Source organism: Saccharothrix isguenensis (assembly GCF_052936305.1).
Map to the genome: position 1 here is coordinate 2,637,745 of NZ_CP193626.1, position 25,718 is coordinate 2,663,462.

19 protein-coding genes and 1 pseudogene are annotated in these 25,718 nt (G+C 68.3%); 15 read left to right on the top strand and 5 right to left on the bottom strand.

Annotated elements, in window-relative coordinates:
• Nucleotides 1-381 precede the first annotated feature (381 nt).
• Nucleotides 382-1,206 carry an integrase core domain-containing protein gene (locus ACRAKI_RS12625; RefSeq protein ID WP_447007253.1) on the bottom strand — a complete coding sequence of 275 codons (825 nt, stop codon included), beginning with the start codon at nt 1,204-1,206 and terminating at the stop codon, nt 382-384.
• A 768-nt stretch (nt 1,207-1,974) separates the two neighbouring features.
• On the opposite strand from ACRAKI_RS12625, the pseudogene ACRAKI_RS12630 reads away from it, so the two are divergent.
• The 7 genes and pseudogenes from ACRAKI_RS12630 to ACRAKI_RS12660 form a co-directional block, all read left to right on the top strand.
• Nucleotides 1,975-2,148, top strand: a pseudogene (locus tag ACRAKI_RS12630) (transposase); the annotation flags it as partial.
• A gap of 61 nt (nt 2,149-2,209) precedes the next feature.
• Nucleotides 2,210-3,015 (top strand): IS5 family transposase gene (locus tag ACRAKI_RS12635; protein WP_447008404.1). Its coding sequence is split into 2 segments (ribosomal slippage): nt 2,210-2,552 and nt 2,552-3,015, totalling 807 coding nucleotides; the frame shifts between segments, so codons are not numbered across the junction.
• 817 nt (nt 3,016-3,832) lie between these two features.
• Nucleotides 3,833-5,014 (top strand): arabinofuranosidase catalytic domain-containing protein, encoded by a 1,182-nt coding sequence (locus tag ACRAKI_RS12640; protein WP_447007254.1) that lies wholly within the window; start codon nt 3,833-3,835, stop codon nt 5,012-5,014.
• Nucleotides 5,015-5,639: 625 nt separating this feature from the next.
• Nucleotides 5,640-6,980: an AbfB domain-containing protein gene (locus ACRAKI_RS12645; protein ID WP_447007255.1), complete on the top strand. Its 1,341-nt coding sequence runs from the start codon at nt 5,640-5,642 to the stop codon at nt 6,978-6,980.
• 134 nt (nt 6,981-7,114) lie between these two features.
• Entirely contained in the window at nt 7,115-8,476 is a 1,362-nt protein-coding gene (locus ACRAKI_RS12650) for a family 43 glycosylhydrolase (protein ID WP_447007256.1), read from the top strand.
• 23 nt (nt 8,477-8,499) lie between these two features.
• Entirely contained in the window at nt 8,500-8,646 is a 147-nt protein-coding gene (locus ACRAKI_RS12655) for a hypothetical protein (protein WP_447007257.1), read from the top strand.
• A gap of 194 nt (nt 8,647-8,840) precedes the next feature.
• Nucleotides 8,841-10,310 carry a family 43 glycosylhydrolase gene (locus ACRAKI_RS12660; RefSeq protein WP_447007258.1) on the top strand — a complete coding sequence of 490 codons (1,470 nt, stop codon included), beginning with the start codon at nt 8,841-8,843 and terminating at the stop codon, nt 10,308-10,310.
• A gap of 180 nt (nt 10,311-10,490) precedes the next feature.
• Here ACRAKI_RS12660 and ACRAKI_RS12665 read toward each other — a convergent pair whose 3' ends face one another.
• Nucleotides 10,491-11,390, bottom strand: a complete 900-nt coding sequence (locus ACRAKI_RS12665) for a helix-turn-helix transcriptional regulator (RefSeq protein ID WP_447008405.1) — start codon at nt 11,388-11,390, stop codon at nt 10,491-10,493.
• A gap of 80 nt (nt 11,391-11,470) precedes the next feature.
• Here ACRAKI_RS12665 and ACRAKI_RS12670 point away from each other — a divergent pair, with 80 nt between their 5' ends.
• Nucleotides 11,471-11,611: a hypothetical protein gene (locus tag ACRAKI_RS12670; RefSeq protein ID WP_447007259.1), complete on the top strand. Its 141-nt coding sequence runs from the start codon at nt 11,471-11,473 to the stop codon at nt 11,609-11,611.
• 6 nt (nt 11,612-11,617) lie between these two features.
• On the opposite strand, the gene ACRAKI_RS12675 is transcribed toward ACRAKI_RS12670, so the two are convergent.
• Both ACRAKI_RS12675 and ACRAKI_RS12680 read right to left on the bottom strand, forming a co-directional pair.
• A complete protein-coding gene (locus ACRAKI_RS12675; RefSeq protein ID WP_447007260.1) occupies nt 11,618-11,968 on the bottom strand; it encodes a cyclophilin-like fold protein in 351 nt (116 codons plus the stop codon).
• 252 nt (nt 11,969-12,220) lie between these two features.
• A complete protein-coding gene (locus ACRAKI_RS12680) occupies nt 12,221-13,237 on the bottom strand; it encodes a zinc-dependent alcohol dehydrogenase family protein (RefSeq protein WP_447007261.1) in 1,017 nt (338 codons plus the stop codon).
• Nucleotides 13,238-13,918: 681 nt separating this feature from the next.
• Between ACRAKI_RS12680 and ACRAKI_RS12685 the strand changes: the two genes are divergently transcribed.
• Nucleotides 13,919-15,199, top strand: a complete 1,281-nt coding sequence (locus ACRAKI_RS12685; RefSeq protein WP_447008406.1) for an RICIN domain-containing protein — start codon at nt 13,919-13,921, stop codon at nt 15,197-15,199.
• A gap of 33 nt (nt 15,200-15,232) precedes the next feature.
• Here the strand turns inward: ACRAKI_RS12685 and ACRAKI_RS12690 are convergent, their stop codons facing one another.
• Nucleotides 15,233-16,231, bottom strand: coding sequence for a LacI family DNA-binding transcriptional regulator (locus tag ACRAKI_RS12690; RefSeq protein ID WP_447007262.1), 999 nt, complete (start codon nt 16,229-16,231; stop codon nt 15,233-15,235).
• A gap of 335 nt (nt 16,232-16,566) precedes the next feature.
• Here ACRAKI_RS12690 and ACRAKI_RS12695 point away from each other — a divergent pair, with 335 nt between their 5' ends.
• The 6 genes from ACRAKI_RS12695 (at nt 16,567) to ACRAKI_RS12720 (ending at nt 25,683) form a co-directional block, all read left to right on the top strand.
• A complete protein-coding gene (locus ACRAKI_RS12695; protein ID WP_447007263.1) occupies nt 16,567-18,612 on the top strand; it encodes a beta-galactosidase in 2,046 nt (681 codons plus the stop codon).
• A gap of 276 nt (nt 18,613-18,888) precedes the next feature.
• Nucleotides 18,889-20,682: an RICIN domain-containing protein gene (locus ACRAKI_RS12700; protein ID WP_447007264.1), complete on the top strand. Its 1,794-nt coding sequence runs from the start codon at nt 18,889-18,891 to the stop codon at nt 20,680-20,682.
• Nucleotides 20,683-20,907: 225 nt separating this feature from the next.
• Nucleotides 20,908-22,245, top strand: a complete 1,338-nt coding sequence (locus ACRAKI_RS12705) for an RICIN domain-containing protein (protein ID WP_447007265.1) — start codon at nt 20,908-20,910, stop codon at nt 22,243-22,245.
• A gap of 92 nt (nt 22,246-22,337) precedes the next feature.
• Nucleotides 22,338-23,678, top strand: coding sequence for an ABC transporter substrate-binding protein (locus ACRAKI_RS12710; protein WP_447007266.1), 1,341 nt, complete (start codon nt 22,338-22,340; stop codon nt 23,676-23,678).
• Between the two features lie 191 nt (nt 23,679-23,869).
• Nucleotides 23,870-24,811: a carbohydrate ABC transporter permease gene (locus ACRAKI_RS12715; protein WP_447007267.1), complete on the top strand. Its 942-nt coding sequence runs from the start codon at nt 23,870-23,872 to the stop codon at nt 24,809-24,811.
• 62 nt (nt 24,812-24,873) lie between these two features.
• Nucleotides 24,874-25,683 (top strand): carbohydrate ABC transporter permease, encoded by an 810-nt coding sequence (locus tag ACRAKI_RS12720; protein ID WP_447008407.1) that lies wholly within the window; start codon nt 24,874-24,876, stop codon nt 25,681-25,683.
• The last annotated feature ends 35 nt before the right edge of the window (nt 25,684-25,718 follow it).

A 25,718-nucleotide genomic window follows, 5' to 3' on the forward strand; every position in this document is an offset into this window, starting at 1 on the left:
GGGGGCATTGGGTGCCCCTGCTCGGTGGTGCGAGCGGAGACACTGTGCCGCAGTCCGAGGGTCGGGCGGTGACGCCCGCTGCGGGTGGCGGTTGGTGCGGGGTAGTACGGCGACTTCGTGCCGCAGCACCAGCAGCTCCACGTCTTTGGCCGCCGATGACCGGCCGAGCAGGACCAGCCGGCCAACGAGCCGGACGAAGATCCGGTGCAGCAGTCGTGGCGCCGCGCCTCGCGGTCATGCCTTTACGGCTCATGGTGGGCGATCACCGCAGTTCAGCGCCCAGGCGCAGAGTCCTGGAACCCCGCAGGCCAGCAGCGATGACTTTCAAGCGGCACAACCTGTGGGGTGCCAGAAGTCAGCCACCGCTGCCTGACCTGCGCTTCAGGCTGCTGTGGGTTCGTACTCGTTGATCAGTCCGCCGAGGACTGGTCGGCGGCGTATCGAGGTGCAGCCCGGCTCTGCGATCGGTTGGTCCGGTCGTGGTGGTGCGAGTTGCTGTGCTCGGTGTGGTCGGCGGTGGTTGTAGTGGTTCGCGTAGCGGTTCAGCACTACCCGCAGGTGGTGTTCGTTGATGATGAGCAGTCGGTCGGTGACTTCGCGTCGGACGGTCCCGACGAATCGCTCGGCGTGGGCGTTGGCTCGTGGACACCGTGGCGGGGTCTTCACGACCTTGATGCGGGCGTCGGAGAGGACGGCGTCGAATGAGGTGGTGAACTGGCCGGCCCGGTCGCGGATGAGGAACCGGAAGTCGTCGGCCCGGTCACCCAGGTCCATGAGCAGGTTGCGGGCCTGTTGGGTCGTCCAGGGCCCGTCGGGGTTGGTGGTGGTGCCGAGGATGTGGACGTAGCGGGTGGCGACCTCGATCACGAAGAGCACGTAGACCCGCTTGAGGGTGATGGCGCAGTCGGCGTGGAAGAAGTCGCAGGCCATCAGGCTCGCGGTCTGCGCGCGCAGGAACCGCCGCCACGAAGTGTCACTGTCGCGCTCGGGTGCGGGCGGTATGCGTAGGCGCTTGAGCACGGGGCGCACGGTCGAGGCAGCTATTCGGTGGCCGAGCTTGAGCCGCTCGCCCTGGATTCTGCGGTAGCCCCAGCCGGTGTTCTCCCGGGCCATCCGCTCGATCAACGCCACGACGGTGTCGTCGACCGGCGGTCGCCCGATCCGGTCCAGGTAGGTCACTTCCTCGCGACCAGGCGCCGGTGCCATCCCAGGACGGTGCCCGGCGTCACCAACCGGTGGTGTCGTAACCAGCCGGGTAGGCGTCGCACCAACGCGGCGAGCACCGCACGATCGGCCCAATCCAACCGTCGGCGAGGGTCGGTCCGGCGCAGCACGGCGACTTCGTGCCGCAGTACCAGCAACTCGACGTCCTTGGCCGCGGAGGACCGGCCGAGCAGAACCAACCAGTTACCGAATCGAACGAAGATCAGGTAAAGCAGTCGTAACGCCACACCCCGCGATCATGCCCTGGTGGTCCAGCGTGCGCGATCGCCGCAGCTCAGCATCCCAGTGCAGAGTTCTGACACCCACACGACTTCACATTGGACGACCTGCCCGGAGGAAGGGTGAGGTACGGCCTGAAGAACCTTTCACCGAACGACTTCCACCGGAAGGCCTCCTGCGGTTGAGGTGATCACCGGTGGGGGAAGGCCGGATGCGCCTGCACTCCACCGGTGACCGGCGCGGAGGAAACGATTCGCCCTACCGGTTCAACGGCTGTGGCTGAACCCGCGCAAAGCGCTCGAGAGGGCATAAAGAGGCACAACCGGGCTGGCGGCGGGTGACTCAGGCGCGGTCGCCCGCCGCCCCTCTGCTTCACCACGACAAGCGACGCCTAACCAGAACACGACCACGCGGGCAATAAGTGCACGTCAGCGGCTCGGCAACAGCAGTCGGCCGGTCGACGCTCACACCTGACAGGTGTGTTCCAGCGCCAACCGGCCAGTTGTTGATGTTGCCATGTTTGGATGCCCGAGCCGGCCGCTTGACCCGATCTATCCGGTGGTGTTCGTCGACGCCATCCACGTGAAGATCTGCGGCGGGCGGGTCGCCAACCTGCCGATCTGCATGGCGATGGCCGTGACCACTCAAGGCCACAGCGACATCCTCGGACTCCGGGCAGGTAACGGCGGCGAGGGCGCGAAGTACTGAGGCCATGTCTCACGTGGCGTTGACCGTTGGTTTATGATCTTGAGCCGTGGTTGATCGGTTGTCCTTGCGGTTGGTGCCCGATGAGCTGTGGGCGTTGGTGAAGCCGTCGATCCCGAGGTTCAAGGCCCGTGCGCAGGGTGGCGGGACGGCGCCGGTGGACGACCGGGCGGCGTTCACCGCGATCGTCTACGTGTTGACCAGCGGTTGTGGATGGCGGGAGTTGCCGCCGTCGTTCGGGGTCACCGTGCCGACCGCGCACCGCCGGTTCACCGAGTGGACGAAAGCCGCGTTGTGGCGGCGCCTGCACCAAGCCGTGCTCGCCGAACTCGGCTCGCGCGGTGAGGTCGACTGGTCGCGGGCGATCCTGGACGCTGCCTCGGTCCGGGCGAAAAAAGGGGCGACTTGACCGGTCCGAACCCGGTCGACCGCGGCAAGCCCGGTTCGAAGATCCACGTCGTGTCCGACCGCGCCGGGATACCGCTTGCAGTCGGGGTGTCGGCGGCGAACCTGCACGACAGCCAGGCGCTCAAACCGATGCTGATGGCCATCCCGCGCATCCGCTCACGCCGCGGGCCGCGCCGGTTCCGTCCCGCCAAACTGCGCGCCGACAAGGCTTACGACATCGACCACCTCCGCCGATGGGTACGACAGCGGGGCATCATCCCGCGCATCGCCCGCAAAGGCATCGAGTCCTCCCAACGACTCGGCCGCCACCGCTGGGTGATCGAGCGAACCATCTCCTGGCTTACCGGCTACCGCCGCCTGACCATCCGCTACGAACGCCAGGCCGACAACTACTGCGGCTTCCTGACCTTCGCCGCAACGCTGACCTGCTTCAAACGACTCAACAAACTGACCACGTGAGGCATCGTCTGAGTCGTTATCGTCTGCGGATGTCGAGTTGGAGCACAACATCAATGCCCTTGCGAAAGCTTTTGACTCGATCTTCAAGGCAGAACTGGGCAGCAACAAAGGACCCTGGCGAGGCATCGAAGACCTCTAAATTGCCGTCGCCATCTCCGAGTCCATCGACTGGTTCAACCACTGACGCCTGCACGGTTAACTCGGCCTGATCCCGCTTGTGGAATACGAGACCACGCACCGGTCATCAAACCCGGTACTTGGCACCGCTTCGGATGCAGGCAGGGTTGTCGAATATAGCCAGAGGTGTCGTGGTCGTCAAGGACTGTTATCGTTCACATACCCCTCGATGATCTTCGACTAGTGGGGTTGACGTGCATGTGTCCAGCATGCGCACTTCATGTAGAGGTAATGACGGTCGGCTCACGGTCATTGTTATGTTAGCGTGGACGTAGGTTTGTGCGTCTCATCGTCCGATGTGGGATGGCGCTGATCAGACTGCGGTTGACGGCTGTTGGCCAGTTTTGATACTGGCCACCTCGTGGCCTGTCTGAAATATTGACCGACATCAATAGTGGTCATTAGTTTGTTGCCTCGACAGACGAGCCAAGCGGTACACGGAACAGCTCGATCGTAGTGCGGAGAGCTCAATGGCGAACTCACCCCAACCCGGCCGGACCCCGATGGCGACGCTCGCCGCTGCGGTTGAGCCGTGCCAGGGGCGGACCTGCGGACGCGCCGATGTCGCTCGTGACCGCCTCAGAGTCTCCATCACCACGGCACAGCCGTCCGCGCTCGGCCTGACACGACGAGGAGAGTCATGAAAGTTCGAGCCATCACACGGGTCACCGTGGCGTTCGCGACCGGAATCGCACTCACCGCGGTGCCGTTCGCCTCTCCGGCGAACGGCGCGACAGAAGGACCGTGCGACATCTACGCGGCCGGCAACACGCCTTGCGTGGCGGCGCACAGCACCACGAGGGCGTTGTACGGCGCGTACAACGGTCCGCTGTACCAGGTCCGGCGCTCGTCGGACAACGCCACGCGCGACATCGGTCCGCTCACCGCGGGCGGGGTGGCCAACGCCGCCACGCAGGATTCGTTCTGCGCCGACACGACGTGCCTCATCACCGTCCTCTACGACCAGTCCGGCCGCGGCAACCACCTCACCCAGGCGCCTCCCGGAGATTTCCTCGGCCCGGCTCCAGGCGGCTATGACGACCTCGCGGTCGCGACCGCGGCACCGGTGACGGTCGGCGGGCAGAAGGCGTACGGCGTGTTCATCTCGCCCGGCACCGGCTACCGCAACAACAGGACCAACGGCATCGCCACCGGCGACCAGCCGGAGGGCATCTACGCCGTCCTCGACGGCACGCACTACAGCGACGGTTGCTGCTTCGACTACGGCAACGCGCAGACCGATGGCAAGGCCGACCGGCAGGGCATCATGGAGACCGTCTACTTCGGCTCCAACAACTGGTGGGGGTCCGGGGACGGCCCCGGCCCGTGGGTCATGGCCGACTTGGAGTGGGGGCTGTTCTCCGGCGTGAACCCCCGCTACAACCCGAACCCGACCGTCACCCACCGGTTCGTCACGGCGATCGTCAAGGGCGAGCCCAACCACTGGGCCATCCGCAGCGGCAACGCCCAGTCCGGTGGACTGTCGACCACCTTCGACGGGCCACGCCCCAACGGCTACCACCCGATGCAGAAGGAAGGCGGAATCCTTCTCGGCATCGGTGGTGACAACAGCATCGGTGGTGCCGGCACCTTCTACGAAGGCGTGATGACCTCGGGCTACCCGACCAACGCCACCGAGGACGCCGTGCAGGCCAACATCGCCGCCGCCGGCTACGCGGCCAGGTCGGTCGCTCCCGTCAACCGCATCCAGTCCTACAACTTCCCCGACCGCTACATCCGCCACCAGGACTACGAGCTGCGGCTGCACCAGATCTCCGATGCCACCGGCCGCGCCGACGCGACCTTCAGGCTGACGGGATGACCCCGCACGGCTGAGTCCTCATTCCACGACAGCATCTACACGACCGGCAGGACTGACTACACCCTTCAGATGGGGCGGGGTCGCTCGCAACCCCGCCCCAGTCGGGTGCCGAAGCCGGTCGTGCGGTCTGACCTGCGGTCAGGCTGCGGTGAGCTCCTGCTCGTCGATCAGGCCGCCACTGACCGGTCGGCGACCTGTCGACGTGCGGCCCGGCTGGGGAGGGTCCGGCACGGGGCGACCGGGCCCGGTGCGTTCCTGGTGCCCGTCCGGCTGGTCGAGCGCCAGAGCACCGCCCCGCCGCGCATGCGGTGACGCCGCGGGTTGTCGAGCGGTGGGCGACGCCGGGCACCGGATCCCGAGTCGGCGGTGACCTTGCTCTTGACATCCGCGTGGTCTTGCGCCAACACTGAACTACCGCAAGATGTTAGCGTGAACATCGCTTCTGGCAACTCCCGTATTTACGCGCCACGTACTACCCCGTGCCATGTTGACGTAAACATGGCACGGGCGGTCGGCACCCCGGCCGTGCTCCTCCAGTGCCACAGCGCTGCCCGCCGGTGGCGACCGGCTCATCGGCAAGGCCGCTGCAGCCGGCGCTGCACGCAGCCCGTTCCGAGGAGAGACAATGACGTCCCCCCGCTCGAGGATCGCCGCCGCCGCGGCGACCCTGCTGACCACCTTGGCCGCCTCCCTGTTGGTGCACCAGCCCGCCGCGCGCGCGGCAGGTCCTGCGCCCCACTACGTGATGACGGCGTTCACCAACAGCAGCGAGTCGAACATGTACGTGTACGACTCGACGAGCGGGACGAACTTCAACCTGGTTCGCTCCAACGCGTACACGCCGCCGTCCGGGTTGATTCGCGACCCGAGCGTCATTCGGCACACCGACGGCTACTACTACATCGTCTACACCACCGGCTGGACCGGGAACACGATCGGCTTCGCCCGCAGCGCGGACTACACGACGTGGACGTTCCTGCGCAACGTGACCGTCGGCCTGAACGGCTCGACCGGCAGCACGTGGGCGCCGGAGTGGTTCAAGGACTCCGACGGCAGCGTGCACGTGGTGTTCTCGGCGTCGACCACGGGCACCGCGGGCCAGTTCCGGCCCTACCGGATCACCGCGACCGACAGCTCGCTGTCGACGTGGACCGCACCGGTGGCGCTGGGCATCCCGGCCAACTACATCGACAGCTTCATCGTCAAGGACGGCGGGACGTACCACAACTTCGTCAAGAACGAGACGACGAAGTACATCGAGCACGCCACCGCCACGTCGCTCAACGGCCCGTGGCAGTTCGTCGGCACCGGTAACTGGGCCGGCTGGGGCTCGGGCCTCGAAGGGCCGGCGCTCGTGCAGCTGCCCGACGGCCGGTGGCGGATCTACTTCGACCAGTACGGCGCCAAGCGCTACTTCTACGCGGACAGCTCCAACCTGAACACCTTCGGCGCCAAGGTCGAGCTGTCGGAGCTGTCCGGCACGGCGCGGCACTTCACCGTGCTGCGGGAGAACGTCGGTGACAGCACGGCCGTGCCGACCGGCAGGCGTTCGGTGCGTTCGGTCAACTTCCCCGACCGGTACGTCAGGCACCGCAACAACGTCGCCTACGTCGAACCTGTCGGCACCGCCACCGATCGCGCCGACGCCACCTTCACCGTCGTCGGCGGGTTGGCCAACGGGAACTGCTACTCGTTCGAGTCGGTCAACTTCCCGGGGCACTACCTGCGTCACAGCAGCATGAAGCTCGTGCTCGCCCGCAACGACGGATCGGCCGTCTTCCGCGGTGACGCGACGTTCTGCGGCCGGGCGGGCCTGGCCGGGGGCGGCTCCACCTCCTTCGAGTCCTACAACTTCCCCGGCCGCTACCTGCGGCACTTCGGCTTCGAGATGCGACTGGACCTGAGAAGCACGGACACGGTGTTCGCCCGTGACGCCTCGTTCACCCTGACCTCACCGCAAGCCTGACGATCGCGAGCCTGCCGGGTTCGGTGCGCGGACCACGTCGCCGCGCACCGTCCACCGGGCAGTGCGGCACGCCCATGTCCCCGACCCCACGCCGTTCGTCGACCACCACACATCCATTGCCAATGGAGGCAGCCATGTCAACCGCTCGATCCCGGCTCACCGGAGCCGTCCTGCTCATAGCCGCACTCTTGACCACGTTGGTCAGCGCGCCCACGGCGTCGGCCGTCATCGGTCCATCCCTCGTCGGCGCCGGGTCCGGTCGCTGCCTGGACGTGGTGGACAACAACTCCACCCCCGGCAGCGAGGTGCAGATCTGGGATTGCAACGGGCAGGCGAACCAGGGCTGGGAGTTCACCGCCGCGGGTGAGATGCGGACGTTCGACGGCACCCGCTGCCTGGACGCCTACAACTTCGGCACCGCGCCGGGCACCCGGCTGGTGAGCTGGAACTGCACGGGTGCCGCGAACCAGAAGTTCCGGCGCAACGGCGACGGCACGATCACCGCCACCCAATCGAACCTGTGCCTGGACGTGCTCAACCACGGCACCGCGAACGGCACGCGGGTGATCCTGTGGACGTGCACCGGTGCGCCCAACCAGCGCTGGTCCACCGGCAGGTCGGCCTACCCGAACCCCGGTTACGTCACCGGTGACATCGGCGTGCACGACCCGACCGTCGTCAAGCGCCCCGACGGCAGCTACCTGGTCGCGTACACGGGCGACGGCATCCCGTTGAAGACCTCCACCGACCGGATCGCCTTCCGCAACATCGGTTCCGCGTTCCCCGGCGGCACGCCGTGGGCCAACGCCTACACGAACAACAGCCCGCAGCTGTGGGCGCCGGACATCTCCTTCCGCAACGGCCAGTACTACATGTACTACTCGGCATCGACCTTCGGCTCCATGAACTCGGCGATCTTCCTGGCCACCAGCCCCAGCGGCAACCCCGGCACCTGGACCCACCGCGGCCTGGTCGTGTCGTCCCGTCCGGCCGACAACTTCAACGCCATCGACCCGAACCTGGTCGTGGACGACCAGGGCCGCTGGTGGCTGAACTTCGGCTCCTTCTGGTCCGGCATCAAGCTCATCCCGCTCGACCCCGCCACGGGTCTGCGGTCGGGCAGCTCGATGACCTCCATCGCCAGCAGTGGCGCGATCGAGGCGCCGTTCATCGTCAAGCGCGGCGCCTACTACTACCAGTACGTCTCGTTCGACTACTGCTGCCGCGGCGCGCAAAGCACCTATCGCATCATGGTGGGCCGCTCCACCAGCGTCACCGGCCCCTACGTCGACCGCAACGGCCGCGCGATGACCTCCGGCGGCGGCACGGAGATCCTGGCCGGGCACGGCAACATCCACGGCCCCGGCCACCAGGCCGTGCTCGCCGACACCGACGGCGACATCCTGGTCTACCACTACTACGCCGACAACGGCGCCTCGCTGCTGGGCATCAACCGCCTGGTCTACGACGCCGCCGGCTGGCCGAGCGTCGTCTGACCACCGATGGACGTCGAGGAGGATTGACGATCAACCGCAGAGCGGTGCTCGCCGCGGCGGCGAGCACCGCGCTCGGCACAGCAGTCACCCGCGGCGACGCGACCATCGGGGCCAAACCCAGTGTCCACCACGGCACGTGGGAAGGCCGGCAGATCGTACGGATCAACTGACCGCTGCGAACAATGCGGGCCGGCACCAGCTGCTGCGGTGACGACAACAACCCGGAGCACCGCCCCGAGAAGCTCTGGGCAACGGACACATGACTCGTGCGCGAGGGCAGCGTGTGAAAGCAGAAACCCTCGCGAATGTCAGCGCTATCCGCCTGTGCGTCATCTCGACCTTCGTCCGGAACGAAAGGTCTTCCATGGACACCATCACAGCCCCTTCCAGTCGGCGGCGCATCCACCCCCGGGTCGCCACCGCGATCACGGCAGTTGTCGCGATCCTGCTCTCGCTCGTCCAGGCGATCGTGGCCGCGGCCCCGGCCAGCGCGGCCTACATCGACACCAACGCCACCTACATCCTGGCCAACCGGCACAGCGGCAAGGTCCTGGAGGTCTTCAACCAGGGCACCGCCAACGGCGCCGCCATCGACCAGTGGTCACGCAACAACAACGCCTGGCAACAGTGGCAGTTCGTCGACTCCGGCGGCGGCTACTACCGGCTGCGCTCCGTGCACAGCGGAAAGGTCCTCGACATCGCCGCCGCCTCCACCGCCGACGGCGCGAACGTCGCGCTGTGGACCGACCACAACGGCACCAACCAACAGTTCCGCGTCAGCGACAGCGAGGGCGGCCACATCCGCCTGATCAACCGCAACAGCGGCAAGGCCTTGGAGGTGTGGGGGTGGTCCACCACCGACGGCGCCCGCGTCTCCCAGTACACCGACCTGGGCGGCGCGAACCAGCAGTGGCAGCTCATCAGGACCGGCGACCGGCCCCCCTACCCTCGTCCCGGTCTGGTCACCGGTGACACCGGCGTGCACGACCCCACGGTGGTCAAGCGTTCCAACGGCACTTATCTCCTCGCGCACACCGGGGACAACATTCCGCTGAAGACCTCCAACGACCGCACCGACTGGCGCAACGCGGGCTCGGCGTTCCCCGGCGGCGTCCCGTGGGCCCACCCGTACACGAACAACAGCAACCAGATATGGGCCCCCGACCTCACCTACGTCAACGGCCGGTACTACATGTACTACTCGGCCTCCAGCATCGGCTCCTCGCGCTCGGCGATCTTCCTGGCCACCAGTACCACCGGCGCCGCGGGATCGTGGAGGCATGAAGGCCTGATCTACGAGTCGCGCACCGGGGAGAACTTCAACGCCATCGACCCGACCTTGACCATCGACACCCGGGGCGGCTGGTGGCTGACCCTCGGCTCCTACTACTCCGGTCTCAAGCAGTTCCGGCTTGACCCGGTGACCGGCAAGCGCACCGACTCGACACTCATCAACATCGCCAGCCGGAACGCGCCATTCCCGCAGCTCCCCATTGAGGCGGCCACCCTCATCCGCCACGGCGGCTACTACTACCTGTTCGTCTCCTTCGACTACTGCTGCCGGGGCGCCGCCAGCGACTACCGGATCATGGTGGGCCGCTCCACCTCGGTCAACGGCCCCTTCACCGACCGCGACGGGGTGTCGATGATGTCCGGCGGTGGCACCGAGATCCTTGCCGGTCACGGCAACATCCACGGCCCCGGCCACCAGGAGTACCTGGACGACACCGACGGATCAATCCTCTTCTACCACTACTACGCCGCCAACGGGAGCCCGCTGCTCGGCATCAACAAACTCGGCTGGGACCAGAACGGCTGGCCGTACGTGTACTGAGTAGTTGAGCCAGAGGCGTACCGGCCGGCCGATCGAACGGTCTCTGATCGGCCGGCCGGTAACCGTAGCCAGGACAGGCGCTGAACTCGCCTGGGGAAGGAACTGTCCACAGGTGACTGACAGGGCATCGACACAGGCCCGGACCTGCAGGCATCCGCAGTGGGCGGTTGCGCGCGGCGGTCAGCGCTCGGGCGTTGACAAGATGCCGGTGTCGGAGGCTGCCCAGGAGGCGAGCAGCGACAGTGCCTGCGCGGTCGGCGAGTCGGGTTCGGCGGCGTAGATCGTCATGGTGAGATCTGGCTCGGCCCGCAGTTCCATGCTCTCGTACGCCAGGTCGAGGTCTCCGACGACGTGGTGGTGAAAGGTTTTCATGCCGGTGCCGTGGATGCGGACGTTGTGCGCGCCCCAGCGGCGGCGGAACTCGTCGCTGCGGGTGGACAGCTCGCCCACGAGGTCGTGCAGGCCTTTGTCGTGCGGGTCGACGCCCGCGGCAGTGCGCAGGTTGGCCACGAGCATGTCGGCGGCGATGTTCCAGTTCGGGTAGAAGCGGCGCGCGGCAGGGTCGAGGAAGGTGAACCGGCCGAAGTTCGGCACACCGGCTGCGTCGGTGTAGACATCGCGGTACAACGCCCGGCCGAGCAGGTTCGCGGCGAGCAGGTCCTGGCGCAGGTTCACGATGATCGCCGGGGCGGTGACGCTGTCGAGCGACCATTGCAGGCTGGGTCGGATCGTGCGCTGTTTCGGTTTGCGGGTGGGACGCAGCAGTGCGCCGCTGCCGTTGGCCTCTTGTGCCAGGCGCAGCAGGTGTGCACGCTCGGCATCGTCGAGTCGCAAGGCGCGGGCGACTGCCTCCAGCACACCGGGGGAGACCCCGGCGAGGTGACCGCGCTCGAGTTTGGCGTAGTACTCGACGCTCATCCCGGCCAGCGCGGCCACCTCGGTGCGGCGCAGCCCGGGGACGCGGCGCTGCCCCGCGGTCGGCAGGCCGGCCTGCTCGGGCGTGACCTTGGCGCGCCGCGAGGTGAGGAAGTCGCGCACTTCGGCTCGGTTGTCGTCCACGGTCTCGACGGTACGACGCATCCCGCTGAACTGCGATGTACTGCCGGTACACCTATGGTGGTGTCTTCTCGGCGCTGCCCGCAGCGGGTTTGCTCGACTACATGCCCTCACCGGTCTCCGCGCCGGCGGTGCCGGCCGACAGGGGCGTGTCCGGCCTGGTGCGTCGCCAGGCGCGGGTCACCGCCGGCCTGGTCGTCACCGTGGTCTTCCCGACCACCGTGCCGGTCCGGAGTGGGGGGTGATCCGGGTCAGGACCGGGCTTCAATGGTGACGCGTTCGGCGGTGGCGAGCCGTTCGGTGTCTTCGTCGTGGTCGAGGTGGCCCAGGATGACCAGGCCCGGCGAGTGCGGGCCGTCGCGGTAGAAGAGGGCCAGGTTGCCCCACGGGGCGAAGTAGGCCAGGTCTCCCGCCTTCGGTGTGGCGGCGTCCGGGGCGTCGGAGGTGTCCAGCTCGCGGGGCGGGTAGGCGATCCGCTCGGTCTGGTGGAAGTCCTCCACGTCCAAGGTGAGCGGGAGGAGGGTGACGAGGTCGCGCGAGGTGGCGCCGGTGTTCACAGTGGCGTCGATCGGGTGACCGTCGATCGTCAGGCGGATGGGCATGGCGGTGGTCCCCTCGGACGGTGCGGGTGGCACCTCCGGCGTCGACGTCTGCTGACCGGAGCGTGGGGATGAGGCGTCCGGAGGAGGCGTCGAGCTGGTGCCGCAGGCAGGCACGGCCAGTACGAGCACGACCGCGGAAGCGATTCGTGGTAGTGCGCGGAGCACCCGGTTCTCCCTTGTTCGCTCGGTCGGAGTTATGGAGTACTCCTGGTCGGTGACGGGGGCCGGCCAGTGCACGTGGATACTCGTCTGTCAGGGCTTGAGGAGGGCTTTGACGGCGCGGCGTTCGTCCATGGCCCGATAGCCCTCGGCGACCTGGTCGAGGGGCAGGGTGAGGTCGAAGACCTCGCCGGGGTCGATCCGGCCCGACAGGACGCGGTCGATGAGGTCGGGCAGGTAGCGGCGCACGGGGGCGGGGCCGCCGCGCAGCCCGACGTGGGAGAAGAAGAGTTCCTGCCCGTCGACGGCGACGTCGTGGGGGACCCCGACGAAGCCGACGCTGCCGCCGGGCCGTGCCGAGTGCAGGGCCTGCCGCATGGCCTGGGCGGTGCCGACGCACTCCAGGACGGAGTCGGCGCCGATGCCGCCGGTGAGGTCCTTGATCCGGGCGATGCCCTCCTCGCCGCGTTCGGTGACGATGTCGGTGGCGCCGAACTGTCGGGCGAGGTTCTGCCTGGAGGCGTGCCGCGACATGGCGATGATGCGCTCCGCGCCCATCTCCTTGGCCGCGATCACCCCGCACAGGCCCACCGCACCGTCCCCGACGACCACGGCGGTCGAGCCGGGCTTGACCTCGGCGGCGTCGGCCGCCCACCAGCCGGTGCCCAGGACGTCGGAAACGGCCAGTAGGCCGGGCCACAGCTGTTCGCCGGGCACCTCGTCGGTGGCCACCAGGGTTCCCTGGGCGTGGGGGATGCGCACGTACTCGGCCTGGCAGGTGCTCATGAACTCGCGGTGCAGGCAGTTCGACTGGAAGCCGTTGCGGCAGTTCGCGCAGGTGTTGTCCGAGGTCGCGAAGGAGCCGACGACGAACTGGCCCGGCTTGACCGAGGTGACCTCGGCGCCGACTTCCTCGACGAAGCCCACGTACTCGTGGCCCATCGGGTGCGCCTCGCCGACCGGCTCCAGGCCGCGCCAGGGCCACAGGTCCGAACCGCACACGCAGGTGACAGCCGTGCGGATGATCGCATCGATCGGGTGGAGGATCTTCGGATCGTCCAGGGTTTCCAAGCGGACATCGCCGGGTGCGTGGATCACTGCTCCGCGCATGGGGGAGTCCTTCCGTGGTGAGGCGTGAGGTACGGGGTGTACCGGCCGCCGAGTGCGGTCGCGGGTCCGGCGCAGGCGGTGGGAAGCCGTTCCGACGCCGGGTGCGGCCCCACTGCCCAGTCGTGTTCACGCCGGGCGGGGAAGAGCCACGTATCCAGGTAAGCCGCTCATCGTCCGTTCAGCGAGTCACCACCGAGAGGTGTACCGGCAGTACACCCCGCAGGCTTTTCCAAGTGCCGTAGTCGCGACCAGGGGCGACCACGATGGTCGCGTCGGCGTGAGCGGGACTCTCGTGCCGAGCACGTTTGCGTGGTGCCGGTGTGGTGGCGCGCCGGGCCGCCGCAACGGGCGGAAACGACTGGCCGTCCTACGGCAAGTCGGGGCGTGGTAGGAACTTTCGCCCGGGGTGGGGGAGCACCGCTCGGGGTATTGGGTTTCGCCACGGGTCCTGTTAGCGTTAACACAGCGCCTTCAAGTGGCGCGACCCGCTGGCGATGCCGTTCACCGGCTGCACGGGTGCCCGGAGGCGTCGGCGACGCCGGTCATCGCTCGGAATCCCACTGTCTGGCATGCGGGACGCAGTCCGCACGCCGCAGATTGGAAGTGATCAGGATCAGGACTTCACGCAATGGCCGACTGGCCCTTGGCGGCATGGTGGCCGCCGGTGTGCTCGTGGGTTCGATGGTGATCGGCCTGCCGCAGGCGAGTGCCGCGAACCCGGTCATCCCCGACCGGTTCGTCGCGGACCCCTCCGCGCACGTGTTCAACGGGCGGGTGCACCTCTACCTCACCGACGACCAGACGAACAGCGGCACCTACTGGGACTCGAGGTCCTGGCGGTCGTACTCGTCGTCCAACCTGGTCGACTGGACCGACCACGGTGACGTGTTCTCGGTCTCCGGGTTCTCCTGGGCGAGCCAGTACGCCTGGGCGCCCGGTGCGGCGGAGCGGAACGGGCGCTACTACCTCTACCTCCCCGTGGACCGGACGAAGATCGGTGTGGCGGTGTCGTCGTCGCCGACGGGCCCGTTCTCCGACGCCCGCGGCAACCCGCTCGTCGACCGGGCCCGGGACGTGAACGTCGGCGAGGAGCCCATCGACCCGATGGTCTTCACCGACAGCGACGGTTCGTCCTACATGTACTTCGGCACGCGGACGCCGAAGGTGGTCCGGTTGGGCGCGGACATGGTGTCCACGGCCGGGCCGATCACCGACGTCCGGGTGACCGGTTCGACGGTGTACGGCGAGGCTCCCCACCTCCACAAGGTCGGCGGCACCTACTACTTCACCTACTCGACCGGCTGGCCGGGCCAGATCCACTACGCCACCGGCACGTCGCCTCTGGGGCCGTTCACCTACCGCGGCGTGGTCCTGGACTACGTCAACGTCAGCACCAACCACCAGTCGATCGTGCAGTACCAGGGGGAGTGGTACATCGCCTACCACAAGAACGCCCGCACCGGCGGCGGTGACTTCAAGCGGTCGGTCGTGATGGATCGCCTGCACCACAACGCGGACGGCACGATCCGCACGGTGACCCAGACCGCGGGCGGCGTCGGTCCGTTCTCGACCTTCACCGCGCAGCACAGCGGCCTCAGGCTCGACACGTCCGGCTCCTCGGTGCAGCAGGCGACCGCGTCGACCGCGCAGTCGCAGCACTGGCAGTTCCGCGCCAGGGCGGGCGGCTACGTCGAGGTGATCAACCGGGCCAACGGTTCGTGCCTGGACGTGTCGGGCAGCTCGACCGCGGACGGCGCGAGCGTGCTGCAGTACGGCTGCCACGGCGGTGACAACCAGCAGTGGACCGTGCGCCGGTTCGACACCACCACTGTGTCACTGGTCAACCGCGCCAGCGGCAAGTGCCTCGACGTCCCGTCGTACAGCCCGGCCAGCGGGACGCTGCTCGTCCAGTGGACGTGCGGCGGCGGCACGAACCAGCGTTGGCGCCAGGCGCCTGCCTGACGGTTCGCGGCACGAGGAGCCCCGCCGCCCGCGTCACCGCGCGCGGCGGGGTGGCGCCGTGCTGTGGCGGATGACCAGCTGGGTGGGCACCAGACCCGCGTCGGAGCCGTTCCCCGCATGGCGGATCTGCTGGAGCAGGCGCTGGACGCAGCGCCGCCCCACCTCGGCGAAGTCCTGGTGGACCGTGGTCAGCGGTGGGATGAAGTAGCCGGCGTCGGGGATGTCGTCGAACCCGACCACGCTGATGTCGTCGGGCACGGTGCGACCGTGTTCGTGGAAGGCGCGCAGCACGCCCAGCGCCATCTGGTCGTTGGCGACGAACACGGCGGTGCACCGCGTTTGCTCGGCCAGTCGAAGGCCGGCTTGGTAGCCGGAGGCAGCCGACCAGTCGCCCTGCTCGATGCGCGGAACGCGGCGGCCCGCCTCCTTCAGGGTCGTGCGCCAGGCGTTGGCGCGGCGTTCGGCGGAGAACGACCCGGTCGGACCGGCGACGTGCCAGACCGTGCGGTGCCCCAGGTCCAGCAGGTGGCGGACGGCTTGCCGGGCGCCGTCGTACTGGTCGCTGTCGACCACGGCGTAGTGGTCTCCCGCGTCGGAGTCGACCACGACGAGCTGCACGCCGGGCGGCAGCGTCACCGTGGCGGTGTCCAACAGGTGCACCTCCATGATCACGATGACCCCGTCCACCGCCAGTTCTTCCAGGCGGGTGAACGCCCCGAGCACGTCGTCCTGGGTCGGCCTCGCGACGGGGATGAGCGTGATCGCGTAGCCCTCCGCGGCGGCGTGGTCGGCGATCGCCTCGACCGTTCGGCTGTTGCCCGTGCTCGACAGCGTGAAGAGCACGACGCCGAGGGTGCGGAACTCGCCCATCCTCAGGGCGCGCGCGGCGCTGTTGGGTCGGTAACCCAGCTCTTTCATCGCGGCGAGCACGCGGTCACGGGTCGAGGGGATCACCCGGGGATGACCGGTGGACACCCGGGACACCGTCTGTGACGAGACACCGGCCAGTCTCGCCACGTCGCCGATGGACACCCCGCGTTTCGTGCGACCCCGGCGGCCGGACGAAGCCGGTGGTGTCGTTCCTGACGATCTTTCCGCGGCGCTCATCGCCTACCACCTTCCTCGACGGGCGCCTGCTACTGACGCGTCGGGTCTTGACGACCGTGTGCCACGGTGACACTATCAGCTCGATGTTCACGTTAACATGGGCCGTCGGCGCTCGCGTCGGCCTGTGGCGGACTCCTTTGTCGATCGCTTGTGCCCAAAGGGTTGCGATCGCGTGCCCACGGCCATGTTGACGTAAACATGAAGCGAGTGGTCGAGCCGATCGACCACTCGTGGTGCACTCGCAACGTCAAGGAGCAGCAGTGGTCCCTCGTCCTGCCCCCCGCTGGCTACGCCGGCCCGACGCGACCGCCAGGGCGCGGCTGGCCTACGGCGCCGACTACAACCCGGAGCAGTGGTCCGCCGAGGTGTGGCACGACGACGTCCGGGCGATGCGGGCGGCCGGGGTGAACATCGTGTCCTTGGGGATCTTCTCGTGGGGGCGGCTCCAGCCAACGCGGGGCGCCTACGACTTCACGTGGCTCGACACCGTCATGGACCTGCTGCACGCGGGCGGCATCGCCGTGGACCTCGCGACGGCGACGGCCTCGCCACCACCGTGGTTGACCACCGAGCACCCCGAGGTCCTGCCCGTGGACCGGACCGGCGCGACGGTGTGGCCGGGTGCTCGCCAGCACTGGCGGCCGACCTCGCCCGTCTTCCGCGAGCACGCGCTGCGCCTGGTGCGCGCCCTGGCCGAGCGGTACGCCGACCACCCGGCGCTGGCGGCCTGGCACGTGTCCAACGAGTTGGGCTGCCACAACGTCTACGACTACTCCGACGACGCCTCGCGTGCGTTCCGAACGTGGTTGCGGGCCCGGTACGGCACGCTGGACGAGCTGAACTCCGCCTGGGGCACGGCGTTCTGGTCGCAGCACTACAGCGACTGGGACCAGGTCCTGCCTCCCCGGCAGGCGGCGGCACACCCGAATCCGACGCAGCAGCTGGACTTCAAGCGCTTCTCCTCCGACGCGTTGAAGGACTACCTGCGGGCCGAGCGCGACCTCCTGTGGGCTGTCACCCCGGACGTGCCGGTCACGACGAACTTCATGGTCATGCGCGGCATCAAGGGCATGAACTACGCGGACTGGGCGGACGAGGTCGACTTCGTCTCCAACGACCACTACGTGCACCCCGGGCCGCAGGCGCTCGACGAGCTGTCGTTCTCGGCGAACCTGACCGGCAACCTGGCGCCGGGACGCCCCTGGTTCCTGATGGAGCACTCCACCAGCGCCGTCAACTGGCAGCCCGTCAACCTGGCGAAACGGCCGGGCGAGCTGGCCCGGGACTCGCTGACCCACGTGGCCCACGGCGCCGACGCGGTGTGCTTCTTCCAGTGGCGGCAGTCGGTCGCCGGTGCGGAGAAGTACCACTCCGCGATGCTGCCGCACGCCGGGGAGGACAGCGAGGTCTTCCGCTCCGTCAAGGACCTCGGCCGGACCCTGGAGGAGCTCGCTCCTGTCGCGGGCACGGTGCGCCGCCCGGCCCGGGCCGCGATCCTCTTCGACTGGGAGTCCTGGTGGGCGTGCGAGCAGGACTCCCACCCGACCTCGCTCCTGGACTACCGCCAGGAAGCGCTCGACTGGTACTCGGCCTTCCTCGACCTCGGCGTCCGCGTCGACGTGGTGCCCGCGCACACGCCGCTCGACGGGTACGACGTCGTCGTCGCCCCGGTGCTGCACGTGGTCCCGGCGGCGTTGTCCGAGCGCCTGGACGCCTACGTCGCGAACGGGGGACACCTCGCGGTGACGTACTTCTCCGGCGTCGTCGACGAGAACGATCACGTCTGGACCGGTGGTCACCCCGGCGCGCTGAGGGAACTGCTGGGCATCCGGATCGAGGAGTTCGGCCCCCTGCCCGACGACCGGCGGGTCGACCTGGACAACGGCACGACCGGCACGATGTGGACCGACCGCATCGACGTCACCTCGGCCGAGGTGGAGGTGCTCGCCTGGTACAAGACCGGGGACCACGCGGATCGGCCCGCGGTCACCAGGCGCGTCACCGCGACCGGGTCGGCCACGTACGTGTCCACCCGCCTCGGGGCCGCGGGTCTGCGTCCGGTGCTGGCGGAGCTGCTGGACGCGGCCGCCATCCGCAGCGAACTCCCGCCGGAGGCCCGTGGCCGGGTCGAGCTGGCCGTCCGCGGTGGCCACGACGCGACCTTCTGGTTCCTGATCAACCGCACCGACGAGCCTGTCGACGTCCCCGACCTGGACGGCGACATCGTCGTCGGCCCCGACGCCTCCGGGCGGCAGCTCGTTTTGCCACCGCGGGCGGTGTCCGTGCTCCGGCGACACGCCGAATGACCCGTGCGCTCCACGAGAGAGGTCACGTGATGAGAATCCTGCGGCAGGCACCGCACTCACCGATCCCCGCTTCGGGGCTGTCGACCGACGACACACCGTTCCTCAAGGCAGCCGCGCCGGCTCCGGCGCGGCGAAGCGTCGGCAAGCCTCGACACCAGTGATGCCCACGCAGTCATGTTTACGTGAACATGGCGACGATCGCTCCGGTGGCCCGGCTTTCCGCCTCCAGCTCCGGACAACCACCACGAGAACCGAACAATCCCGATTGGACAGCCCGTGAACACGAAGAAGTGGCTCGCGAGGGCCGTGACCGCGGTGATGGGACTGGCGCTGTTGGCCATCCCCACCGTTCCCGCCGGGGCAGTCAGCCCGACTCCTCGAACGCTCTACCAACTTCCCGCCAACGCGCAATGCACCAAGGGCCTCGGCAACTGCGCGATCTACTCCAAGTCCGCGGCGCTCCCGAGCGGCCGCCTGGTCGCCGGCTTCGAAAGAGCCCTCGTCGGCCCGACCGGCACGGCGGTCGGTCAGGTAATCCCCGTGTACAAGAGCGACGACGACGGCACGACCTGGCAGCCACTGGCCGAGGTACGGGCGCCGGCGTACATGTCGAGCAACCCCGCGCACGCGAAGTACACGAGCAACTGGGGCAGCCCGTTCTTCTACACCCTTCCCCAGAACGTCGGCAACCTGAGCGCGGGCACGTTGCTGCTGGCGACGACCGTGACGGGGGAGGACCACTACTACACCGAGCAGAAGGCCGCCGACCCGAACTGGGTGCCGACCAACGACGGTGACCGCCGCGACATGGCGACCGCCCTGTACTCCAGCACCGACCAGGGCGCGTCCTGGAACTTCCTCAACATCATCACCACGGCCGGTTGGCAGGGCGGCAGCGCCGGCGCCATCGGCCAGCGCATCGCCCGCGCCAACACCTACCGCCAGGTCGACCCCGTCTGGGAGCCGTACCTGATGGTGTACAACAACCAGCTCGTCGCCTACTACTCGGACGAGAACGACTTCACCGGCTACAACCCCTCGACCGGTGTCCTGACCATGCGCGCCGACAACGGCACCGCACCCGACTCCCACGGGCAGGTCATCGCCCACCGGACCTGGAACGGCTACACCTCCAGCGGGTGGAGCGCACCCGTGGTGGACGTCGCGGGCCTCACCGAGACCGTTGCCGGTGTCAGCCAGATCGGCGGCGGCCGTCCGGGCATGCCGAACGTGGTGCCGACCTCCGACGGCCGGTGGATGATGACGTACGAGTACTTCGGCGGCGGCGACAACGTGCGCTACAAGATCTCGTCGAACCCGCTGGACTTCCGCTCGGTGGGCGGTGCGGCGGGAACCAACATCAGCGCGCTCCCGGTCACCGCCGGTTCCCCCGCGCTCACCACCGGTGGAAGCCCGGTCGTCATCCGGCTGCCCGACGGCCGGCTGATGTTCAACGCATCCGGCAGCGGCGACGTCTGGGTCAACCCCAGCGGCAGCAGCACCGGTCCCTGGACGCGGCAGCGCACCACCATCCAGGCGGGCTACTTCCGCAACCTCACGTACGTGCCGCGCACCGGCCGAGTGCTGATCCTCTCCGGGGCGGGCACCATCAGCCACGCCGACATCGATTTCGGGCGATCCGCCGGGGCGTACTACAAGCTGGTCAACCGGCAGAGCGGCAAGGTGCTCGACGCGTACGGCGCCGACCTGGCCGACGGCGCCAACCTCGTGCAGTGGGCGGACAACGGCGGCTTCAACCAGCACTGGCACGTCACGGACACCGGTGACGGCTACCGGACGTTGCTCAACCGCAACAGCGGCCGGGCGGTGTCCATCTACGGCGCGAGCACGGCCGACGCGGCGCACGCGGCGCAGTGGGTGCAGAACACCGCGTTCGACCAGTCGTTCCGGCTCGAACCGGTGGGCGCCTACTACAAGATCCGCGCCCGTCACAGCGGCAAGCTCCTGAGCGTCGGTGGTGGATCCACCGCCGACGGCGCGCAGGTCATCCAGTGGCCGGACGTGAACGGCCTCGAACAGCAGTGGTCGCTCGTCCAGGTGTCGAGCTAGTCGACGGTTGACGCGCGCACACCGCCTAGCGCCAGGGGGAGGCCACCTGGTTCGACCGGGGGCCTTCCCGTGGCTGCGCGGACAAGCACGCCTCCCCGGACATACCGGTCAATCCGGCCGGGTGTTCTCCTCGGAAATGAGGAATCAATGTTCGAAAGAGTCAAAGACGACACTTTCCACCCTGTCCGGTACCGGAGCCGACGTCGCGGTCTCGCCATCACCTGCGTGCTGACGCTGGTGGCGACGGCGCTGCTCCACCTCGCCGGCACCACCCCGGCCACCGCGCTCAGCGGCGACGTCGTGGGACACGACCCGAGCGTCATGAAGGTCGGCAGCTGCTACTACTCCTTCGCCACCGACGCGCCCACGATCTCCGTGCGCCGGACGTGCGCCGGGAACGCGGCCACCGGCTGGACCAGGATCGCCAACGTGTGGGGGTCCACGCCGCGCTGGATCATCGACCGGCTCGGCGAGAACCCCACGCACATCTGGGCGCCCGACATCAAGTTCTTCAACAACCGGTACTACCTGTATTACGCCGCCTCGATTCCCGGCAAGGGCTACTACGCGGTCATGGGCCTGCTCACCTCGCCGAGCATCGAAGGCCCGTGGACGGACCAGGGCATGATCACCGACAGGGACTACCCGATCGACCCGGCGGTGGAGTGGGGTCAGGACGGTCGCCTCTACGTGGCCTGGGGTTCCTGGTACGGCACGTACATGCGGGTGCTCGACCCGGCCACGGGCAAGTTGTCCACGAGCGACACCAGGACGTGGCGGGTGGCCAACGGCATCGAGGGCCAGACCTTCATGTACCGCGACGGGTACTACTACCTGTTCGGCTCGGAGGGCAGCTGTTGCATCGGGACCAACAGCACCTACTACACCGTCGTCGGCCGGTCCACGAGCCTCACCGGACCGTACCTCGACCGGAATGGCGTGGCGCTGACCGCCCCTGAAGGCGGCACCGTGGTCATGCGCGGCGCGTGGCCGAAGGTCGGCGCGGGCGGCGCGGACGTCTACGACGACGGAGCCGAGAAGTACCTCGCCTACCACTACTACAACGGCAACCAGAACGGCCGCCCCGAGCTGGACATCCGCCACATCTCGATGGTCAACGGGTGGCCGGTCCTGTCGGCGCCGCTCGATTCCCGCAGCAACCACCTGGTCAACCAGAACAGCAACATGTGCGCCGACGTGTGGGGCAGCAGCACCGCCGACGGCGCGCCGGTCAACCAGTACGGCTGCCACAGCGCAGCCAACCAGTTCTGGACGGTGACACGGGTGGGTGACAACTACAGGCTCGTGGCCGCCGGCAGCGGCAAGTGCCTGGCGATCGCCGGCGGCTCCACCGCCGGTGGGGCGGCCGCCGTGCAGCAGACGTGCAACAGCAGCACGGCGCAGCTGTGGACGAGAACGCCGACGATCGGCGGCTACTTCACCCTGGCCAACGTCAACAGCCGGCAGTGCCTCGAGCTCAGCGCGTTCTCCACGACCGCCGGGACCGCACTGACCCAGTACACCTGCAACGGTGGCGCCAACCAGCAGTGGTTGCTGGTGTAGGACCACGGCCGGTCGCCCGCCGCGACAGCAGCGGCGGGCGACCGGCGACGCCCTCATCCCCTCCCCACGACAAATCCGTGAAAGGCCGCCCCATGCCCTCCGAGAGACGACCGCGCCGCACCCTCGCGGTGCTCGTGGTCGCAGCCGCGGCGCTGGCCGGCTGCGGGTCCGCCGACGAGCAGCCGACCGGTGCGGCAGCGGTGCGGGCGGCGCTGGACCAGCCGACCACGCTGACCTTCTGGACGTGGGTGCCCAACATCGAGAAGGCGGTCGACAAGTTCGAGACCGCGCACCCCAAGATCAAGGTCGACGTGGTCAACGCCGGTCAGGGGCCGGACCACTACCTCAGGCTCCAGAACACGCTCAACACCAAGGTCGGCGCCCCCGACCTGGCCCAGATCGAGTACTTCGCCCTGCCGCAGTTCGCGACCTCCGGCCAGATCGCCGACCTCACCCCGTACGGGGTGGCGGACCTCGAAGAGCGGTTCACCGCGTCGGCGTGGTCACAAGTCGTGGTGGACGACAAGATCTACGGCATCCCCCAGGACACCGGACCGATGGTGATGTTCTACCGGAAGGACATCTTCGACCGGCTGGGCCTGGAGCCACCTGCGACGTGGGACCAGTACCGCAGGACCGCCCAGCGCCTCAAGCGCGATCGGCCAGGCACCTACGTCACCTCCTTGGACCCGGTGGACTTCGGCACAGTGGGCGGTCTGATCTGGCAGGCGGGCGGAAGGCCGTTCGCCAACCGGCCGAACAGGTCGATCGGGGTCAACCTCACCGCGGATGCCGGCGTCGACGCGTTCGCCGAAGTGTGGGGAGCGATGCTGGACGACGGCACGGTCGAGCCCGTCACCGAGTGGACGGACGAGTGGTGGACCTCCATGGCGGAGGGCAGGTACGCCACGTGGTTCGCAGGCGCGTGGGGGCTGGCGAACCTGGAGAAGTCGATCCCGCGGACGAGTGGGCAGTGGGCGGTCGCCCCGATGCCGCAGTGGAACGCGGCCGAACCGACGGCCGGCGAGCACGGTGGCTCCTCGGTCGCGGTCACGGCCGAGAGCGAGAAGAAGGCCGCCGCGATCGCCTTCGCCCAGTGGCTCAACTCCGACCCCGAGGGCGCGGCGTCGCTGAACGCCGACGTGCGCCTTTTCCCGGCGACCAAGGCCCTGCTGGACGATCCCGCGTTCCGCGAGCAGCCCGTCCCCTTCTTCGGCGGCCAACCCGCGAACCGGGTTTTCGCCGAGGCGTCGCGACGGGTGGGCACCGGCTGGCAGTACCTGCCCTACCAGGAATACGCCAACACGGTCTTCGACAACACCGTCGGGAAGGCGATCGCCGGTGAGTCGGACCTGAGGACGGGCTTGAGCCAGTGGCAGGAATCCATCACCCGGTACGGCCATGAGCACGGCTTCACCGTGTCGGGCCGCTGACGGTGTGTCAAGAAGTGGTTCTCCACCGTCACTCCGACTGGCATCTCTATCGCGAGTGGACGGCGGAATCCGGAAAGCCACCTGACTGAATCGACGCTCCACACTGGACACGTCGTGGTCCCGGGGTTAGCGTCAACGAGGAATGTTAACGTGAACATGACCTGCCGCAGTGCTGGTCGACAGGAGTGACGATGACGTCCATCTCGCCGCCGGTCCAGGTTCCGCCGGCACGTTCGGCGCGCCCGACCAGCGGGCCCTCTCGTCGCCTGCGCGTGGATCGCCGAGGCTGGGTGTTCGTCGCGCCGTTCCTGCTGGTGTTCGCCTTGGTGTTCCTGGCGCCGATTGCCTATGCGATGTGGTTGAGCCTGTTCCGCGAGCAGGTGTTCTTCGGCGGCACGGAGTTCGTGGGACTGGACAACTACGCGGCCGTGCTGGGCGACGCGAAGTTCTGGGAGTCGTTTCTGCGGGTGCTGGTGTTCCTGCTGGTGCAGGTGCCGGTGATGCTGGGATTGGCCCTGGTGGCGGCATTGGCGATCGACAGCGCGCGGCTGCACGCGGCGGGCTTCTTCCGGATCGTGATCTTCCTGCCGTACGCGGTGCCGGGTGTGGTGGCGGCGCTGATGTGGGGCTTCATCTACGGCGACAACTTCGGCCTGGCCGCGGACCTCAATGAGCTGCTCGGGCGCAAGGCCGTCGAGCCGTTGTCGGGCGACTGGATCCTCGCCTCGATCGGCAACATCGTGACCTGGGAGTTCGTCGGCTACAACATGCTGATCCTGTACTCGGCGCTCAAGGTCGTGCCGCACGACCTGTACGAGGCCGCGGCGATCGACGGCGCGGGGGCGTTGCGCACGGTGGTGAGCGTCAAGCTGCCCGCCATCCGCGGTGCGTTGATGATCGCCACGATCTTCTCGATCATCGGCAGCTTCCAGCTGTTCAACGAGCCCAACATCCTGCGGGCGCTCGCGCCGGGCGCGATCAGCACCTACTACACGCCCAACATGTACGCCTACAACCTCTCCTTCAGCGGCCAGCAGTACAACTACTCGGCCACCGTCGCGATCGTCATGGGCGTCATCACCGCGATCATCGCCTACGTCGTGCAGCTGCGCGGCTCCCGGAAGGGTGTGTGAGCACCGTGGTGACGACCCACTCCCCGCTGCGGCCACGCGCGTCCAGGGTGCTGACCGCGGCGATGGCGGTGTACCTGCTGTACACGCTGGCGCCGTTGGCGTGGCTGCTGATCAGCGCCACCAAGACCCAGCAGGACCTGCTGACCACGTCCGGTTTCGAGCCGGGAGGCAGTTTCGCGCTGCTGGACAACATCACCGGGACGTTCACCCACGACGGCGGGATCTTCCTGCGGTGGCTGGGCAACACCCTGCTGTACGTCGTGGTGGGCGCGGGCGGCGCGACGGTGCTGGCCACCGCCGCGGGCTACGGCCTGGCCAAGTACCGCTTCCGCGGCCGCCGCGCCGTGTTCGCCGTGCTGCTGGGCGCGATCGCGATCCCCGGCACGGCGCTGGCGGTGCCGACGTTCCTGATGTTCAGCAACCTCGGTCTGACCAACACCCCGTGGGCGATCATCATCCCGTCGCTGGTCAGCCCGTTCGGCCTGTACCTGGTGTGGACCTACGCCGTCGAGGCCGTCCCCGACGAGCTGCTGGAGGCCGCCCGCATCGACGGCGCGGGCGAGGTCCGCATCTTCCTCACCGTCACCCTGCGCCTGCTGCTGCCCGGCGTGGTCACCGTCGCGCTGTTCGCCGTGGTGTCGACCTGGAACAACTACTTCCTGCCGCTGATCATGCTCAGCGAACCCGACTGGTACCCGCTGACCGTGGGCCTGAACCAGTGGAGCGCCCAAGCCGCCGGGGTCGGCGCGCAGCCGATCTACCACCTGGTCATCACCGGCTCGGTCATCACCATCGTCCCGCTCGTCATCGCGTTCCTGCTGCTCCAGCGTTTCTGGCAGTCAGGCCTGACCGCGGGCAGCGTCAAGCAGTGACACCGGTTCGTCCTCCACGACCAACACCCCCTCAT